The sequence below is a fragment of the Marivita geojedonensis genome (assembly GCF_002115805.1).
Taxonomy (GTDB): Bacteria; Pseudomonadota; Alphaproteobacteria; order Rhodobacterales; family Rhodobacteraceae; genus Marivita; species Marivita geojedonensis.
This window is the reverse complement of the sequence record NZ_JFKC01000001.1, coordinates 445639-462678: the sequence shown is the minus strand read 5'-3', so window position 1 is coordinate 462678 and position 17040 is coordinate 445639. Positions and strand designations below refer to the sequence as shown.

Below are 17040 nucleotides of genomic sequence, written 5' to 3'. Positions count from 1 at the left end.
ATATAACCAATACTCACGAATTGGCCAGTGAAAAATTCATCCCGAGCGACATCGCCGCCTCTTGCCTTTGCGGTCAAGCCCGGTCACCAAGAACATATGGACTGGATCAAGATCATTCATATTCTGTGTGTTATGGGGTGGATGACCTCGATTTTCGCCGTCCCGCGCGCCCTTATTTACTGGAAGCGCGAATATGACCGGATTGGCGAATTCGGCCCGTTGGGGGATCTCACGATCCGTCTTTACCGCTTTTCCGCCGGGCTTGCGATCATCGCGCTGATCACCGGCCTATGGCTTGGCGGGCTTTGGGGGATGCCGGGTTGGGTCTGGCTCAAGCTTGGTCTCGTGCTGCTCCTGGCACTGCATTACGCTTGGACCGGACGGCTGGTGCTGCGTGCGAAACGTGGGGTTTTCACCGAATCCGACCGTTACCTGCGCATCTTCAACGAAATCAGCGTTTTCGGCGCCATCGCGATCCTTTGGGTTGTGGTCGTCAAGCCGTTCTGACCGATGGAGTGGTTCGACCGGCTTTCGCTTTTCACAACGCTGGATGCCGTGGGGCTGGGGTTTCTGCTTTTCTGCTGGGTCGCCTGCAGTTTCGTCGTTGAGAATGCGCCGAAATCCTTTCAGTCCACATCTCAGATCATGGCCGAGTTCCGCCGGGACTGGATGCGGACCTTCTTGCAGCGCGATCCCCGTATTTTCGACAGCCAGATCATTTCGAGCCTGCGGCAGGGCACGGCGTTTTTTGCATCCGCAAGCATGATCGCCATCGGTGGGGGCTTCGCGCTCCTCGGCAACGCCGAACGGCTGCGCGGTGTTGCGCAGGATCTGACACTGGAAAGCGACCCGATCTTCCTGCTCGAGGTCAAACTGCTTGTCCTGCTGCTTTTCGCGGCGAACGCGTTTCTGAAATTCGTCTGGTCGCATCGTTTGTTTGGGTATTGCTCGGTGATCATGGCGGCGGTGCCGAACGATCCGAACGACCCCAAGGCGCTGCCAATGGCGCTTCAGGCAGGTGAACTGAACGTCACTGCGGCGCGCGGCTATAATCGTGGCCTGCGGTCGGTCTATTTTGGCATCGCGTCGTCGGCCTGGCTCTTGGGGGCGGGTCCGTTGATCCTCGCCACGCTGGTCACGCTCCTGGTCATCCTGCGCCGGGAATTCGCGTCGCAGTCACGCCAGGTGCTGCTGCACGGCGCGCCGGGCGCGGAAACGTGACTGCCGTGTGAAGATCGGTCTGTTATGCTGTGGAAATGTTGACCCGTTCCTTGATCGCTCTTTGTTGTTTCGCGGCACCCGTTCTCGCCGACCCACCTGACATTGTCGGGGTCGAAATCTCTGGATCGCGCGTTTCCGTCACGTTGGCGCACCCGGATACCGGATGGGACCATTACGCGGATGGGTGGCGTATAGAGACTGAGGACGGGACGGTGGTTGGCACGCAGGAACTGCTGCATCCGCATGTTGAGGAGCAACCGTTTACCCGAAGCCTGACGGTCAACGATCTGCCCGATGAGCCGCTGTTCATTCGGGCGAAATGTTCGGTGGACGGATGGTCAGACACACGTGTCATCCTGCGGCGTTGACGGTGAGCTCTTTAAGGGAAAGCCCAGCCGCTGTGACTGCCAGCCAAGTCCCCAAAAAAGTGTGAACGAAAAAGGGGCGAAGACCTGACCCAATGTTTCGCGCGCGAAACATTAGGACTGGTCCGGACCTATTTACGTTTCGTCAACCACATCCGCATGAAGGTGCCGCTCGCCGCGTGCTTCGGCCAGACGGATCTGCTTCTGCCGTTCGCGGAACCGCGCCTTGTCTTCGTCCGAGGTCTCATTGATGCACAGGTGACAGGACACGCCGTGCTCGTACTCAGGGCGTTTTTTATCATCCGGTAAAATCGGGCGGCGGCAGGCATGGCAAAGCAAATGCGGCCCTTCCTTGAGCCCATGCCCAACCGACACGCGACCATCAAACACAAAGCATTCGCCCTGCCATGTGCTTTGTTCGGCGGGAACTTCTTCCAGATATTTCAGGATCCCGCCCTTGAGGTGATAAACCTCATCCACCCCCTGACTGATCAGGTAGTTGGTGGACTTTTCGCAGCGAATGCCGCCGGTGCAGAACATCGCGATCCGCTTGTTGTGGAAGCGGTCCTTGTTCTTTTCCCACCATTCCGGGAATTCGCGGAAGCTGTCGGTCTTGGGATCGACCGCGCCTTCAAAGGTCCCGATAGCGACCTCGTAATCGTTGCGGGTGTCGATCACCGCCACATCCGGGCTTTTGATCAATTCGTTCCAGTCCGCAGGCTGCACGTAATGCCCGACCTTGGCGCGCGGATCGACATCGGGCACGCCCATCGTGACGATCTCTTTCTTCAGGCGGACCTTCATCCGGGCGAAGGGACGGTCCCGCGCGGTCGACAGCTTCCATTCCAGATCGGCGCACCCGGGGAGGGCGCGCAGGTGAGTTAACAAAGCGTTAATGCCAGCCTCGGGTCCGGCGACGGTGCCATTGATGCCTTCTTTGGCGAGCAGCAGGGTGCCGGTAATGGCGTTGTCGCGGCAGACGGCCAGCAGCGGCTCGCGCAGCGAAGCCGGGTCGTCGAAGCGGGTGAAGTGATAGAGTGCGCAAACCGTAAACATGGGCGCGGGATTACGCCTCGAATCCCGTGCAGGCAAGGTCCCTGAATGCCGCAACCCTTGACCCTTGGAGGCGGGGTTCTTACCCAAGACGTATCCAAGAGGAGGCTTGCCCCATGTCCGCGCTGATCGTCATAGACGTACAAAACGATTTCTGCCCCGGCGGTGCGCTGGCGGTGCCCGAGGGCGACCAGATCGTTTCCGGCATCAACGCACTGATGGACGGGGCCGAGGCGGTGGTTCTGACACAGGATTGGCACCCGGCGGATCATTCGAGCTTTGCCTCGCAGCATGAGGGGCAGGACCCATACAGTCTGATCGACATGCCGTACGGTCCGCAGGTGCTCTGGCCGGATCATTGCGTGATCGGGTCGGAGGGTGCGGCGTTTCACGCGGACCTGCATACCGACCGTGCAGAGATGGTGATCCGCAAAGGGTTCCGCCGTGCCATCGACAGCTATTCCGCGTTCTTCGAGAATGACCACACTACGCCGACCGGGCTGGAAGGCTATCTGCGCACGCGCGGCATTACAAAGCTGACGATGGTCGGACTCGCCACCGATTTCTGTGTCGCCTATTCCGCCATCGATGCCGCCAAGCTGGGCTTTGACGTGACCGTGAAACTGGAGCTGTGCCGCGCGATTGATCTGAACGGATCACTTGAGGCCGCCAAGGCGGATATGCTCAAGGCCGGCGTGACGCTGACATGAGCAAAGCCCCCACGCTGTCTGACCGTCTGAGCAAGGCCCGCTCTGGCAGCGCGCCCGAGGTAACTGACCGGGCACGGCGGGGGTTGATGGCCTATGTCGGCGCGCAGGCGGATGTCGCCCGCGCAGGTAAAGAGCTTGCCGATGGCACCGCCGCTACCGGCGTCGGGCGGGTGGCACTGTCGGCCATGTCACCGCAGGGTTTGGCCTGCGCGGAAGGCTGTGCCTTCTGCTGCATCCTGTCGGGGGACGATGGTGGGACCATCACCGAAGCGGAGGCTGTGGCGCTGCACAGGGCGCTGGCCGCGCTGGCGGGGCAACCCGATGGGCGTGCGTGGCACCCGAAGGCCTGCCCGTCGCTTGACCCGGAGACGCGCAGCTGCCGCGCCTATGATGCGCGGCCGATGATCTGCCGTGCCTATGTGTCGACGGATGTGGAGGCATGCAAAGCCGTGTCGGACGGGCAGGCGGCAAGCGGTCCGGGCACGCTGGGGCCGTACCACACTTATCTTGCTGCCATTGGCCTCAGCCGGGCCGCGCTGAAAGGGGTGAAGCGGGTATCGACCTATGCGATGGCCAGGGTTGCAGCGGCGGCGGTGGACGGGGCATCCTTGGAAGGCGCTCTGGCATCTGCGCGGCATAAGCCGACAGAATTGGACGCGGAACTGAAGCGCAGCAAGCGGGACCTGTCGCGCATCTGATCGGGGGTGTTTCCCAATCCGCACTGTTCTGGGCCGACACGCGGTCAAACCGGTTTCCCTCTTTGTCGCTGTCGCAGAGTTTCGTAGACTGAAAGAAAACACGACCCCTAGAGGCACCGAGCCATGTTTGAACGTATCCTTGCCCTTTTTGACAAGTCCACGCCGTCCACACCGCTGCCGCCCGCTGATGCGAAATTCGCGTTGGGTGCGCTGATGGTGCGGACCGCGATGGCGGACAAGGCCTATCTTTTCCAGGAGGTCGAAGAGATCGACCGCGTTCTGGCCAAGATGTACGGGCTGAAGCCTCTGGAGGCGGCCAAGATGCGCGCGCAGTGCGAAAAGCTGGAGCATGAATTGCCACGCACGGAAGACCTTGCCGCGATCCTGACCGATAATATCAGTGAGGAAAAACGCGAGGCGGCAGTCGCTGCGCTTTGGGATGTGGTCTATGCCGACGGCAACCGCCACGCCAAGGAAGACCTGCTGGTTGGAGAGATTGCCGGGCTGTTGGGAGTGGACGAGGCGACCTGCGAACGCATCCGCGATGAAGAGGTCGCGAACTGGGACAAGAACCACTGACACTGGACAAGTCCCGGCAGGGTTGGTCTAAGCGAGGCGCCTGCGCCTTTGGAGACCATTATGGTTGATATTGCCACCCGTGTCTGGAACCACAAATGGAAGATCGACCCGATTGTGCGGTCGCTCATCGACACGGATTTCTACAAGCTGCTGATGTGCCAGTCGGTGTTCCGCAACAAGCGCGACACGCAGGTGACGTTCAGCCTGATCAACCGGTCCTCGCATGTGCCCCTGGCCAAGCTGATCGACGAAGGCGAATTGCGCGAACAGCTGGATCACATCCGGTCGCTGTCTTTGCGCCGCAACGAGAGCACATGGCTGCGCGGGAACACGTTTTACGGCAAGCGTCAGATGTTCCGTCCCGATTTCATGGAGTGGTTCGAGCAGTTGCGCCTGCCGCCCTATCATCTGGAGCGCGTTGGCGATCAATACGAACTGACCTTTGAAGGCGCCTGGCCTGAAGTGATGCTGTGGGAGATCCCGGCGCTTGCTGTGCTGATGGAGCTGCGAGGGCGCGCGGTCCTGAACGGTATGGGGCGGTTCGAATTGCAGGTGCTGTATGCCCGCGCGATGACGAAGCTGTGGGAGAAGATCGAAAAGCTGCGCGAGGTTCCGGAGCTGCGGATTGCGGATTTCGGCACGCGGCGGCGGCATTCGTTCCTGTGGCAGGACTGGTGTGTGCAGGCGATGTACGAGGGGCTGGGTGACAGTTTTGTCGGCACGTCGAACTGCCTGATCGCCAAGAACCGCGACCTTGAGGCCATTGGCACCAATGCGCATGAATTGCCGATGGTTTATGCCGCGCTGGCCGAGGACGACGCGGCGCTGGCGAAAGCGCCTTATGATGTTCTGGCCGATTGGCATGAGGAGCACGAGGGCAATCTGCGGATGATCCTGCCCGACACCTATGGCACCAAAGGTTTCCTGAAGAACGCGCCTGACTGGTTGGCGGGGTGGACTGGTATCCGGATCGACTCGGGTGATCCGGCGGCTGGCGCCGAAACTGCGATCCGCTGGTGGCAGGAGCGGGGCGAGGACCCGACGAAGAAGCTGGTGATTTTCTCGGACGGTCTGGACGTGGAGAAGATTCTCGAGCTTCAGCGACAGTTTGCGGGGCGCGTGCGTGTCTCGTTCGGTTGGGGCACACTCCTGACCAACGACTTCCGCGGATTGACGCCGGATGACCGGCTGGCTCCGTTCAGCCTTGTCTGCAAGGCGGTCGAGGCGAATGGAAGGCCAACCGTCAAACTGTCGGACAATCCGAACAAGGCGATGGGGCCGCAGGACCAGATCGACCGCTACAAGCGGGTGTTCGGCGTCGGCGACCAGAAGCGTTTGGACGTGGTGGTCTGAGCGCGTCCTGCGCTTTGGGCAGTTTCCACCGGATTTCCGGTTCCTATATGCGCGCAGTGGCGATGGTGCTGGACTCTTTTTCAGCGCCAGCCATATCCTTGCGGCAAAAGTCCAAACAGGAAGGTTTTCGTTATGTCCAGATTTCTCACTCTGACTGCGGTGCTGGCCGTGGTATCGACGTCCGCTATGGCAGGTGGCCATTGCGCGGCGGGAAAGACGCTTGAAGACGGCAAGCTGACCATCGCCACGGGCAACCCTGCCTACTACCCCTGGGTGCTGAACGATGCGCCGGAAAGCGGCGAGGGTTTTGAGGCGGCTGTGGCGTACGCGGTGGCTGCTGAAATGGGGTTTGCCGACGAAGACGTTGTCTGGGTTCGGTCTTCCTTCGATGAGGCGATCCAGCCGGGCGCAAAGAATTTCAACTTCAATATGCAGCAATACTCGATCACCGCGGAGCGCGATGCGGTGGTTGATTTTTCGGTGCCCTATTACACCGCGCCCATGGCGGTACTGGTCAGCCCCGGTGCAACGGAGACCGAGCCGACACTTGCGGCGCTGCGGGGGCTGAAGTGGGGGGCGGTCGGTTCGACCACGGCCGTTCCGAAACTTGAAACCGTGATCCAACCGGACAGCGCGCCTTTGCTTTATGGGGACAACGCCGATGTGAACGCGGCAATGAGCGCAAACCAGATCGATGCGGCGCTGTTCGATCTGCCAACGGCTCTGTTCCTGTCGGCGGTGATGATCGAAGGATCGAAAGTTATCGGCCAGTTTGCGCCGGACGAAAGCGACAATCCTGATCAGTTCGGCATGCTGATGGAACAGGGCAACCCGCTCAAGGCCTGTGTCGATGAGGCACTGAACGCCATGAAGGACAGCGGAAAGCTGGCAGAGATCGAGGCTCAGTGGTTGCAGGACACCACCGGTGTGCCGCTGATCAAATAAGCGGGCGCGCCCTATGACAGAGCAGAAAGCGGCGGGCCTTACCCGCCGCCAACGCTATGAGGCCGCGCAGCGAAAACGCGCAGCGATCATCGCAACGACCAGCACCGTCTTGGTCGTTGCGGCAATCGTCATTCTTGTGCCGATGACCCCCGGCTGGGAAAAAGTGCAGCGCAGTTTCTTCAACGGCGCAACGCTGGTCCAGACCTTTCCCAAGCTGCTGGACGCCTTCAAGATCAACGTGATGATCTTTGCATGGTCGGCCCCCGCAATTGCCATTCTCGGCCTCCTGATTGCGCTGGCACGGGACACCAAGTCACCGGCGCTGTTTCCTTTGCGGATCTTCGGTACGGCATTTACCGATATCTTCCGGGGTATCCCTGTCATCCTGACGGTCTACCTGATCGGCTTCGGCATCCCCGGTCTGGGTTTGCCATGTCCTTGGAATTCGCCCTATATCTGGGGATCGCTTGCTTTGATCCTGACCTATTCGGCCTATGTCGCCGAGATTTTCCGGTCGGGCATCGACAGCGTCCATCACAGTCAGCGTTCAGCAGCATTGTCGCTTGGCCTCACGGAGCGGCAGGTGACGCGCGATGTGGTTCTGCCGCAGGCCATTCGCAACGTGGTTCCAGCGCAGATGAACATGCTGATCGCGCTGCAAAAAGACGTGTCGCTTCTGAGTTTCATCGGGCCTGTTGAAATCTTTCGGCAGGCTGGCGTGTTCAAGTCGCTGCTGGCCAATTTCACGCCTTATGTCGGTGCCGCCATCATCTTTCTGATCGTCACGATCCCGGCCACGCGCTATGCGGATTATCTGATGGCGCGACAGCGGCAGGAGCGGCGCTGATGGCCAAGCTGGAGTTGCGCGGCGTCGTCAAGCGCTTTGGAGATGTGACGGTCTGCGACGGGATCGATCTGGACGTGGAAGAAGGCCAGATGGTCTGCCTGATCGGCGCCTCGGGTGGCGGGAAATCCACGCTTCTTCGCTGCATCAACCTATTGGAACCTATTGAGGACGGAGCGATCCTGCTTGACGGGGAGGACGTGTCAGTTCCCGGCCTCGATCCACAGCGGGTGCGGTCACGCATCGGGATGGTGTTCCAAAGCTTCAACCTGTTTCCTCATATGACTGCGCTTGAAAATGCGATGCTGGCGCCCCGGCGGGTCAAAGGCAAATCCCGCGAGGAGGTGCGACCCGAGGTCGAAGCCCTGTTCACGCGGTTCGGGCTGGCTGATCGCATGGACAAATATCCGGACCAGCTTTCTGGAGGTCAGCAGCAGCGTGTGGCGATCGTCCGGGCGCTGGCGATGAAGCCCGATGTGATGCTTTTTGATGAGATCACCTCGGCGCTGGATCCACAGTTGGTGGGCGAGGTTCTGGATGTGCTTCTGCAGTTGAAGGCGGAAGGTATGACAATGGTGCTGGCGACGCATGAGATGGAGTTCGCCCGGCAGGCTGCCGACAAAGTGTGTTTCCTCAAGGATGGGAAGATCATCGAGGAGGGCCCGCCGTCGGAGATATTCAACGCACCGAAGCGGGCTGAGACCCGCGCGTTTCTGGAACGCGCACTGAAGTAAAAAGTCTTTCTTCGCCCGGTCGGCTTTTGGCTGGTCCTGTCCGCCGCCGGGGGGAGTCTTGGACTCTGACACCGGGTCACGTTAGAGACCGGGTCACCGACTCGTGTCGGTACGGGTTCGATCCTGGAACAGACAAGGAAATGTCATGACGCAGAACCATCCAGTTTATGGTCGCATCGACGGGCCGATTGTGATGATCGGTTTTGGCTCTATCGGCAAGGGTACATGGCCCCTGATCGAGCGGCATTTCGAATATGATGCGGACAAATTCACCGTGATCGAACCGGATGCGCGGCAGGCAAATTTCCTGCGTCAGCACAAGATCAATCATCTGCAGGTCGCCCTGACGCCCGAGAATTACCGCGAGGTTCTGGGCGAGCTGTTCTCTGAGGGCAAAGGTTTCTGTGTCAACCTGTCGGTCGATACCTCGTCTTTGGATCTGATGAAGTTCTGCCGCGAGATCGGCGTGCTTTACATCGATACGGTGGTCGAGCCCTGGGCGGGGTATTACTTTGACACCGCCGACAATGCCGCGCGGACGAATTATGCGCTGCGGCAGAAGGTTCGGGACGAAAAGGCGGCCAATCCCGGCGGGACCACTGCGGTCAGCTGTTGTGGGGCGAACCCGGGGATGGTGTCCTGGTTTGTGAAGGAAGCGCTACTGACGCTGGCCAAGGACACCGGTCGTGACGTCGCGGTGCCGCAGGACCGTGCGGGTTGGGCTGCGTTGATGCAGTCGCTGGGCGTCAAGGGGGTTCATATTGCCGAACGCGACACTCAGGCCCGCCGCCAGCCCCGGCCTCGGGATGTGTTCGTCAATACGTGGTCTGTCGAGGGCTTCATTGCCGAGGGGTTCCAACCGGCAGAACTGGGCTGGGGCACGCACGAGACGTGGTTCCCCGAAAACGGCCATTCCTATGACACCGGTTGCCAGGCTGCGATCTGGCTGGAGCGGCCCGGCGCGATCACGCGGGTGCACACATGGTGTCCGACGCCCGGCCCTCAGTTCGGGTTCCTCGTGACGCATAACGAGGCGATTTCGATCTCGGATTACTATACGGTCGGCAATGCAGATGCGCCCGAGTACCGGCCCACCTGCCACTATGCCTATCACCCCTGTGACGATGCGGTGCTGTCTCTGCACGAGATGTTCGGGTCCGGCAAACAGCAGAAGGTGCATCATATCCTGACCGAAGATGAGATCGTCGAGGGGATCGACGAGCTGGGCGTGCTTCTCTACGGCCATGAGAAGAACGCGCTCTGGTATGGATCGCGTCTTTCGAATGAGGAAACGCGTGATCTGGCACCTTACCAGAATGCGACGGGTCTGCAGGTGACATCGGCGGTTCTGGCCGGGATGGTCTGGGCGCTGGAAAACCCGAACGCTGGGATTGTCGAGACCGACGAGATGGATCACGCGCGATGCCTCGAGGTGCAGCGCCCCTACCTTGGTCCGGTCGAGGCGCACTACACTGATTGGACTCCGCTTCAGGACCGTTGGGAGCATTTCCCCGAAGATATCGACGAAAGCGACCCCTGGCTGTTCCGGAACGTACTGGCCAGCTGATTGCACCTGACGGGCAGGGCGGCGGCTGGTCGCCTGTCCGGCTTCACGAAGCTGTGGGACAGCTTTTCCGAACAGGATCTTTGGCCTAGCTTACCTGAATATCGACGTTCTGCCGGGGCGTTGACCGGAGGATATGCGGTCCGCGCCCCAAGACTGTTTCGACAGGAGATGTGTAATGAATATCCGTTCCCTGACACGACGTGGCATGATGGCCGGCGGTACGGCGGCGCTGGGACTTCTCGGTTCCGGCCTGATTGTTCCAGCACGGGCGAAGGGTGTCGCGCCGACCCCGTCGATGCGCGGTGGCTCGAACAATTACCGTCCGGGCGCTCCGATCGTGGAACGGATTGGAGGCGGCGGATTCTGGATGACGGGGTCGGTTCGACGGGCTGGCGACGGAGCGCCTCTGGCCGGACAGCGCATCCAGATCTGGGCGCATACAACCGAGGGACATGAGCGGGACTGGCACAGTCACGGCGCCACGCTGACCGATGCCAATGGCGAGTTCCGTTTGGAGATGCCGCAGATCGTGCCCGCCTTCGGTCAGCCGCACGGGCACCTTGCATATGACAGCGGTGAATTCAAAACGGTGTTTCTGCGGCCGATCATGGCGAATGCGGGGGATACCAGCCTGAGTGCGCATTTCGTTCTGGAACCGGCCTGAGCCGGGTTGGCAGGTGAGTGGGCTTCGTGCCGCGCTGATCTGGGGCGGTTTGATCGCGGCAGTTCTGGTGACGTGCTGGTATGCCCTGAGCAGTCCGCTTCTCCAGTGGCGAGACCCGATCTACATCCTCGCCGGTTTTGCAGGCGTCGTGGGGATGGTTCTGCTTCTTCTTCAGCCGCTCCTCGTCGGTGGTCTCCTTCCCGGTCTTGAGGCCTTGCGCGGGCGACGGGCACATCAAGTCATCGGGTTGGCGCTTGTCCTTTCGGTGCTGGTGCATGTCATAGGGCTTTGGATGACCAGTCCGCCCGATGTCATCGACGCGCTGCTTTTTGTTTCTCCGACACCGTTTTCCGATTGGGGTGTGATCGCGATGTGGGCCGTATTCGGAGCGGCTGTTCTGGCGATCCTGCGGCGGCGTATGGGGTCGCGCCTGAGGCTTTGGCGCATTGCGCATACAGGGCTTGCCGTGGTGATCGTCATTGGGACTGTTCTGCACGCCGTTCAGATTCAGGGCACAATGGAGACTGTTTCAAAATGGGTGCTCGCGGCGCTGATCGTGATGGCTCTGGGCCGCGTCGTGGCGGCTCGGCGTGTCTGGGCCCTGCTGTCTGCGTCAAAGTCCCGGTGACGGCTCCGTTCAGGCTGGCGCGGTGCGGATCGCACCGTTTCTCTGACCGCGCATGAAGATGAGGATCATGATGGCGATGTTCATACCGTTCCAGACGATCCCGTTCACGAACGCCCATTGGTAGCTGCCCGTGACATCATAGATCCAGCCGGACAGCCAGCCGCCAAGCGCCATTCCCATGATGGTCATCATCATCACGAAACCGACCCGCGCACCTGCTTCGCGCGATGGCATGTATTCGCGGACGATCACGGCATAGCTTGGAACAATGCCGCCTTGGCTCAGGCCGAAAACCAGACTGACGAGGTAAAGTGAAACCAGCCCGCCCGCGGGCAGGTACAGGAACAGCGCGATGGCTTGCAGCGTCGAGCCGATGAGCAGGGTGGGAACGCCGCCGATGCGGTCGGCCAGCGTGCCCGAGATCAGACGGGAGACCACCCCGCCGAGGAGCATCAGAGACAGCATCTCTGCCCCGACTGCTGCGCCGAAGCCGTAATCTACGCATAACGCAACGATGTGAACCTGCGGCATCGACATGGCTACGCAGCACCCGATTCCGGCGATGCCAAGCATCCACTGCAACTGGCGTGGGGTGAAGCCGGTGGCGCGCGTGCGGCTGGCCGATTGGGTGTCTGCGGTTGCGAGTGCTTCGGCGGGGACACGGGTGCGTAGCATCATCGCCAGCGGTGGAATGATGATCAGCGTCAGGGCTGCGAGCGCCGAATAACTCCAACGCCAGCTTGCCCCATCGGCAAGGTAGCCCAGAAGCAGCGGCCAGATCGCGCCAGACAGGTAGTTGCCGGATGCGGCGATAGCGACGGCAATGCCACGTCGTTTCAGGAACCACTGAGAGATGTCAGCAATGAGCGGACCAAAACTGCAGGCCGTTGCAAAGCCGATCACGAATTGCAGGGCTGTCAGGATCAGCAGCGATGGACTGAGCGCTGCGAGCGCGTAGGATGCGGTCAAGGTCAGGGCGCAGGCGATCAGCGCCGTTGTGATCCCGAACCGATCCACCGCGCGGCCAACGTAGAAATTGCCCAAGGCAAAGCCGATCATCGTCAGGGTATAGGCCAGCGACACATCCGCCCGCCCCGCCCCGAACTCTTCCTGCACCTCGGGCATGACGACAATGATGGCCCACATGCCGACATTACCCATCACCGCGATCAGCAGAGTGACCAGAAGGCGGGTCCAGGAATATCGGCTGTCCAGTGCAGAAGGTGCGTCCATGCCGACACTCTAGGCGGAACCCGGCGCGGAGCCAGCGGAATTTGCATATGCGCGCCGAATTCAGCAGGATCGGTTCATGGGGTTCGGGAGGGGTTTATGGATCAGATCGCGGCGTATGTGTTGCGGGACGAAGAGACCGAGGTAACCGTTCTGTCGATCGGGTGCGCGGTGATGGATTGGCGGATCCGAGGCAGGCCTGTCGTTCTTGGTTACGCATCGCCGGAGCACTATCGGCAGAACCCGGCCAGTATGGGCGTTATCTGTGGACGCGTGGCGAACCGGATATCGGGCGCGCGGTTCACTTTGGACGGTGAGATCCACGAACTGCCTGCCAACGCACCACCGCATCATCTGCATGGAGGGCCGCGGGGGCTTGGATGGCGCAATTGGGACATGTCGCCGGATGGGGACCGAGCGGTGGAATTTCGTCTGACTTCGGAAGATGGGGATCAGGGCTATCCCGGCCGCATTGCGTTTCGGGTGGTGATGCGACTGACGGGTGGTCGGCTGACCTGGGAAATGGAGGCTGTTCCCGACCGGGTTACGCCGGTCAACCTTGCGCAACATCTCTATTTCAACCTGATGGGACGCGGAACGGTGGCCGATCACAGGCTCCGGATTGCTGCGGACAGGTATACACCGAACGGCCCGGATCTCGTGCCCGTGGGAAGGATCGAACCGGTTGATGGCACCTCATATGATTTCCGAAATCCGGTCCGGCTTGGTGAGGGTGAAGCAGAGGGATGGGATGGGAACGTTGTTCTGACTGCCGGATCCGATCCGGCGGCAGAAGTCACGGTGCCTGACGGGACATATCTACGGCTCTGGACGGACCGTCCGGGATTGCAGGTTTACACCTCAAACACCCTGAAACCGGTCCTTCCGGAGGGCCGGGGCGCGGCGCATGGGCGGTTCGCCGGCTTGTGCCTTGAGGCGCAGGATTTTCCGAATGCGGTCAATGTGCCGGGCTTCGGATCGATCCTGTGTTCACCGGAACGCCCCTACCGTCAGGTGACGTCGATCGAGATCGGTTAGGGTGATGCTTGGACGCTATCCGCAGATGGAAAGCCGCGCGATGCCAGACTGGTCGCGTCAGTGCTGCCCGGTGGCGAGATCGCTGAGGATAGGGCAGTCGGGCCGGTTGTCGCCGGCGCAGCTTTGAACCAACTCTGACAACGTGTCGCGCATCGACTGCAGTTGCGCGATCTTGTCCTCAATCTTGTTCAGGTGCGCCTGTGCCAGTTCCTTTACATCGGCGCTGGCCCGGGTCTTGTCGTCATAGAGCGCCAGAAGGGTGCGGCAGTCTTCGATGGTAAAGCCAAGTGCCCGGGCACGGCCAAGAAAGGCCAGTTTGTGCAGGTCGCTGTCACGGAAACGACGGTACCCGTTATCATCTCTGAGCGGTGTGATGAGGCCGATATCCTCGTAGTAGCGGATGGTTTTGGCCGGAAGGCCCGCGCGCTTTGCAACATCTCCGATGTTCATACCGGGGCCTCCGTTGTTGTGGCGCTGCGCATTGGGCGGTCCTGTTGCGCCGGTGCGATCCGGCGCAGACGCAGCGCGTTTGTCAGCACAAAGACCGAGGACAATGCCATCGCACCTGCACCCAGCATCGGCGACAGGAGGATGCCGAAGGCCGGGTAGAGCACACCCGCCGCGACCGGGATCAGCGCTGTGTTGTAGGCGAAGGCCCAGAACAGGTTCTGGCGGATGTTGCGCATGGTCCGGCGGGAGATTTCTACCGCGTTGACCACGCCGGAGACGCGACCCGAGGAAAGCACGATGTCCGCCGCCTCGATTGCCACGTCGGTACCGGTTCCAATGGCGAGACCGATTTCGGCTTCGGCCAGCGCCGGAGCGTCGTTGATCCCATCCCCGACAAAGGCGACCGGACCGAAATCAGCCCGCAGCGCCTTGATTGCGTCGACCTTGCCGTCAGGCAGCACCCCGGCGGTCACATGGTCGATACCAAGCTGGCGCGCGATGGCTTCGGCGGCGGTCGGGCTGTCGCCCGAGATCATCGCCACTTTGAGACCGGCATCATGCAGCGCATCAATGGCGGCCTTTGCGGAAGGTTTGATCTGGTCGGCAACGGCGAAAGCAGCAGCGGCTTGGCCATCGACCGCGAGGCAAACAAGCGTGTGGCCCTTATCGGCAAAGCGCGAGATGGCGTCTCTGAGCGGCGTGGTGTCGACCCCCTGTTCGATCAGGTGACGTTCAGAGCCGACCAGCACGGCTTTGCCATCGACCGAGCCGGTCAGGCCATAGCCTGGAACGGTTTCCGCGTCCGTCACTCCGGGCAGGTCAGTTGGCGCCGCAGTCAGGATGGCGCGGGCGATCGGGTGGTCGGAGCCCTGTTCGAGCGCGGCGGTCAGTGCCAGTGCTTCGGCTGCGTCAAAGCCCGGCAGAGTGGCCTGATCGGCAAGGGTCGGGCGGCCCTCGGTAAGGGTGCCGGTCTTGTCAAAAGCCACGACCTTCGCCGCATCGAGCCTTTGGAGTGCGTCGCCCTTTCGGAAGAGCACGCCGAGTTCTGCCGCGCGGCCTGTGCCCACCATGATCGAGGTTGGTGTGGCGAGACCCATGGCGCAGGGGCATGCGATGATCAGCACCGCAACCCCGGCCACGAGGGCGTGGCTGAGTGCGGGGGAGGGGCCAATCGTCAGCCACACCAGAACTGTCAGCACAGCAATGGCAAGCACCACCGGAACAAAGATGCGGACCACCTTGTCAGCCAGCGCCTGGATCGGGAGCTTTGCCCCTTGTGCGGTCTGAACCATGTCGATGATCCGGGCGAGAACAGTATCCGACCCGACCGCGGTGGCGCGGTAGATCAGGGGCCGCTGTCCGTTGATGGTTCCGCCTGTTACGGCATCACCCTCGGCCTTGGCCACTGGGACCGGTTCACCCGTGATCATGGATTCATCGACAAACGATGTGCCTTCGGTCACCACACCATCGACGGCGATACGCGCGCCGGGGCGGGCTTTGATCCGGTCTCCGGTTACGACCTCGGACAGGGGAACCTCTGTGAAGCCGCCATCGCGATCGACCCGCACGGTGTCGGGACGAAGTCCGATCAGATGTCGGATCGCCGCTCCGGTGCGGCCCTTGGCGCGCGCTTCCATCCAGCGTCCGGCGAGGATCAGGGTAACGATCACACCTGCGGCTTCGAAGTAGACCGCTCGGGTCCCCTCAGGCAAAAGCCCCGGTGCGAACGTGGCAATGGTCGAATAGCTCCACGCAGCCAGTGTTCCCAGTGCGACGAGGCTGTTCATGTCCGGACTGCCCTTGGCGAGAAGCGGCAGCCCGATGCGGAAAAACCGACGACCGGGCCAGATCAGGACCAGCGTGATCAGAAGAAATTGAAGCACCCAGAAGGTTTGCACCCCAATGCTGCCCATGATGGCGTGGTGGATCGGCGGAAAGATGTGACCGCCCATTTCGGTCAGGAACACCGGCAGGGTCAATGCGGCGGCAATCAGCGTATCGCGCCTCAGCGCCGGAACCTCGGAAGGGGTTTCCGTCTGGGTGTCGGTGGTGACCGGTTTCGCCGGGTATCCGACCTCGGTCACGGTTTTTGCCAGCGCTTCGGGTGTCACCGAGCCGTCAAGCACACGAACGCTTGCGGTCTCTGTGGCAAGGTTGACGCTGGCTGACACGACGCCGGGCGCTGCCTGAAGAGCGCGTTCCACCCGACCGGTACATGACGCGCAGCTCATCCCGGAAATCGACAGGCGGAGAGTTGTTTCGCGCGCCGGATATCCCGCGGATTTCAGAGCGGAGCGCAGCGTTTCGGACGAGGCGCTGCCGGTCACCTGAGCCATGCGGTTTGCAATATTCACCGATGCTTCCGACACACCGGGCGCAGCTGCCAACGCGCGTTCAGCGCGCCCGGCACATCCGGCACAGCTCAGGTTGTCGACTGCAAAGCGAAGCGTTGTCATGGGTCTGATCCTTTGTTCTGGGGATCAGATAGGGTTTCCAGTCACCGGAAGGTCAAGGGGCTTTTTCGGAAAACCACACTGAGCGATGATAGAGGGGTTTCAGTTAAGCCGGGGGCGCACCACTTCGCTGCGGACCCGCGCGCGACAGTCCTCACACAGAAGCGGCAACCCGAACCGTGATGCCGCACAGACGAGTGGCAGCAGCGCGGCAGGTGAGACAAGGAATCCCGCTTGTGCAAGAGCAGCTTCGCGCTTTTGTTCTGTTGCCGCCATGACGAAACGGGCGATGGCGGCCTCGTCAGCGGAAACACCATCTGTGTCCCGCGGAAGAACAGTCAGAGTCTGCCAACCATGTTTGACCAGAAGCCCAAGCATCTGTTCGAAAGCCTGCAGGCAGGCGCGTGCGCGGGCCTGACCCATCGAGCGGCAAAGGTCGTTCCAGACGTCTGCCTGCGTTTCGACATCCCCTTGCCAGGCGCGGAGCAGAAAAACCACACGCAGT

The 17040-nt window shown here is 61.2% G+C and carries 19 protein-coding genes; 14 read left to right on the top strand and 5 right to left on the bottom strand.

The genetic code is table 11. The features are described 5' to 3' along the window. Positions 1–96 precede the first annotated feature (96 nt). Genes MGEO_RS02310 through MGEO_RS02300 form a run of 3 tightly spaced genes read left to right on the top strand, consistent with a single transcriptional unit; the run spans position 97 to position 1589 of the window. Positions 97–507 carry a CopD family protein gene (locus MGEO_RS02310; RefSeq protein ID WP_085635066.1) on the top strand — a complete coding sequence of 137 codons (411 nt, stop codon included), beginning with the start codon at positions 97–99 and terminating at the stop codon, positions 505–507. Positions 508–510: 3 nt separating this feature from the next. Further along, the gene (locus MGEO_RS02305; RefSeq protein WP_085635065.1) at positions 511–1221 is read left to right on the top strand and encodes a DUF599 domain-containing protein; all 711 of its coding nucleotides are present in this window, start codon (positions 511–513) and stop codon (positions 1219–1221) included. A 50-nt stretch (positions 1222–1271) separates the two neighbouring features. Further along, a complete protein-coding gene (locus tag MGEO_RS02300; RefSeq protein ID WP_408607480.1) occupies positions 1272–1589 on the top strand; it encodes a hypothetical protein in 318 nt (105 codons plus the stop codon). Between the two features lie 132 nt (positions 1590–1721). On the opposite strand, the gene trhO is transcribed toward MGEO_RS02300, so the two are convergent. Further along, complete coding sequence (trhO, locus tag MGEO_RS02295) at positions 1722–2642, bottom strand: oxygen-dependent tRNA uridine(34) hydroxylase TrhO (RefSeq protein WP_085635063.1); 921 nt, start codon at positions 2640–2642, stop codon at positions 1722–1724. Between the two features lie 113 nt (positions 2643–2755). Between trhO and pncA the strand changes: the two genes are divergently transcribed. The 10 genes from pncA (at position 2756) to MGEO_RS02245 (ending at position 11361) form a co-directional block, all read left to right on the top strand. Continuing rightward, a complete protein-coding gene (pncA, locus tag MGEO_RS02290; protein ID WP_085635062.1) occupies positions 2756–3349 on the top strand; it encodes a bifunctional nicotinamidase/pyrazinamidase in 594 nt (197 codons plus the stop codon). Then, positions 3346–4047: a YkgJ family cysteine cluster protein gene (locus tag MGEO_RS02285; RefSeq protein WP_085635061.1), complete on the top strand. Its 702-nt coding sequence runs from the start codon at positions 3346–3348 to the stop codon at positions 4045–4047. The genes pncA and MGEO_RS02285 overlap by 4 nt, the downstream gene beginning before the upstream one ends. A 123-nt stretch (positions 4048–4170) precedes the next feature. Continuing rightward, positions 4171–4626, top strand: a complete 456-nt coding sequence (locus tag MGEO_RS02280) for a tellurite resistance TerB family protein (protein WP_085635060.1) — start codon at positions 4171–4173, stop codon at positions 4624–4626. Positions 4627–4686: 60 nt separating this feature from the next. Continuing rightward, entirely contained in the window at positions 4687–5979 is a 1293-nt protein-coding gene (pncB, locus tag MGEO_RS02275; protein WP_085635059.1) for a nicotinate phosphoribosyltransferase, read from the top strand. 132 nt (positions 5980–6111) lie between these two features. Continuing rightward, positions 6112–6924, top strand: coding sequence for an ABC transporter substrate-binding protein (locus tag MGEO_RS02270; RefSeq protein ID WP_085635058.1), 813 nt, complete (start codon positions 6112–6114; stop codon positions 6922–6924). A 13-nt stretch (positions 6925–6937) separates the two neighbouring features. Next, entirely contained in the window at positions 6938–7771 is an 834-nt protein-coding gene (locus MGEO_RS02265; RefSeq protein ID WP_085635057.1) for an amino acid ABC transporter permease, read from the top strand. After that, a complete protein-coding gene (locus MGEO_RS02260; RefSeq protein ID WP_085635056.1) occupies positions 7771–8502 on the top strand; it encodes an amino acid ABC transporter ATP-binding protein in 732 nt (243 codons plus the stop codon). Before MGEO_RS02265 ends, MGEO_RS02260 begins: the two co-directional genes overlap by 1 nt. A 145-nt stretch (positions 8503–8647) precedes the next feature. Beyond that, entirely contained in the window at positions 8648–10069 is a 1422-nt protein-coding gene (locus MGEO_RS02255) for a homospermidine synthase (RefSeq protein ID WP_085635055.1), read from the top strand. Positions 10070–10274: 205 nt separating this feature from the next. After that, on the top strand, positions 10275–10733 hold the full coding sequence (locus MGEO_RS02250; RefSeq protein ID WP_408607483.1) for a peptidase associated/transthyretin-like domain-containing protein: 459 nt from the start codon (positions 10275–10277) through the stop codon (positions 10731–10733). Beyond that, positions 10705–11361, top strand: a complete 657-nt coding sequence (locus tag MGEO_RS02245; protein ID WP_332908298.1) for a ferric reductase-like transmembrane domain-containing protein — start codon at positions 10705–10707, stop codon at positions 11359–11361. Before MGEO_RS02250 ends, MGEO_RS02245 begins: the two co-directional genes overlap by 29 nt. A gap of 9 nt (positions 11362–11370) precedes the next feature. Here MGEO_RS02245 and MGEO_RS02240 read toward each other — a convergent pair whose 3' ends face one another. Next, complete coding sequence (locus MGEO_RS02240; RefSeq protein ID WP_085635052.1) at positions 11371–12594, bottom strand: MFS transporter; 1224 nt, start codon at positions 12592–12594, stop codon at positions 11371–11373. 96 nt (positions 12595–12690) lie between these two features. Between MGEO_RS02240 and MGEO_RS02235 the strand changes: the two genes are divergently transcribed. Next, on the top strand, positions 12691–13629 hold the full coding sequence (locus MGEO_RS02235; RefSeq protein WP_085635051.1) for an aldose epimerase family protein: 939 nt from the start codon (positions 12691–12693) through the stop codon (positions 13627–13629). 57 nt (positions 13630–13686) lie between these two features. Here the strand turns inward: MGEO_RS02235 and cueR are convergent, their stop codons facing one another. The 3 genes from cueR to MGEO_RS02220 form a co-directional block, all read right to left on the bottom strand. Beyond that, positions 13687–14079, bottom strand: a complete 393-nt coding sequence (gene cueR / locus MGEO_RS02230; protein ID WP_085635050.1) for a Cu(I)-responsive transcriptional regulator — start codon at positions 14077–14079, stop codon at positions 13687–13689. Next, entirely contained in the window at positions 14076–16538 is a 2463-nt protein-coding gene (locus tag MGEO_RS02225) for a heavy metal translocating P-type ATPase (RefSeq protein ID WP_085635049.1), read from the bottom strand. Before MGEO_RS02225 ends, cueR begins: the two co-directional genes overlap by 4 nt. A gap of 99 nt (positions 16539–16637) precedes the next feature. Then, positions 16638–17033 (bottom strand): hypothetical protein, encoded by a 396-nt coding sequence (locus MGEO_RS02220; protein ID WP_085635048.1) that lies wholly within the window; start codon positions 17031–17033, stop codon positions 16638–16640. Between the last annotated feature and the right edge of the window lie 7 nt (positions 17034–17040).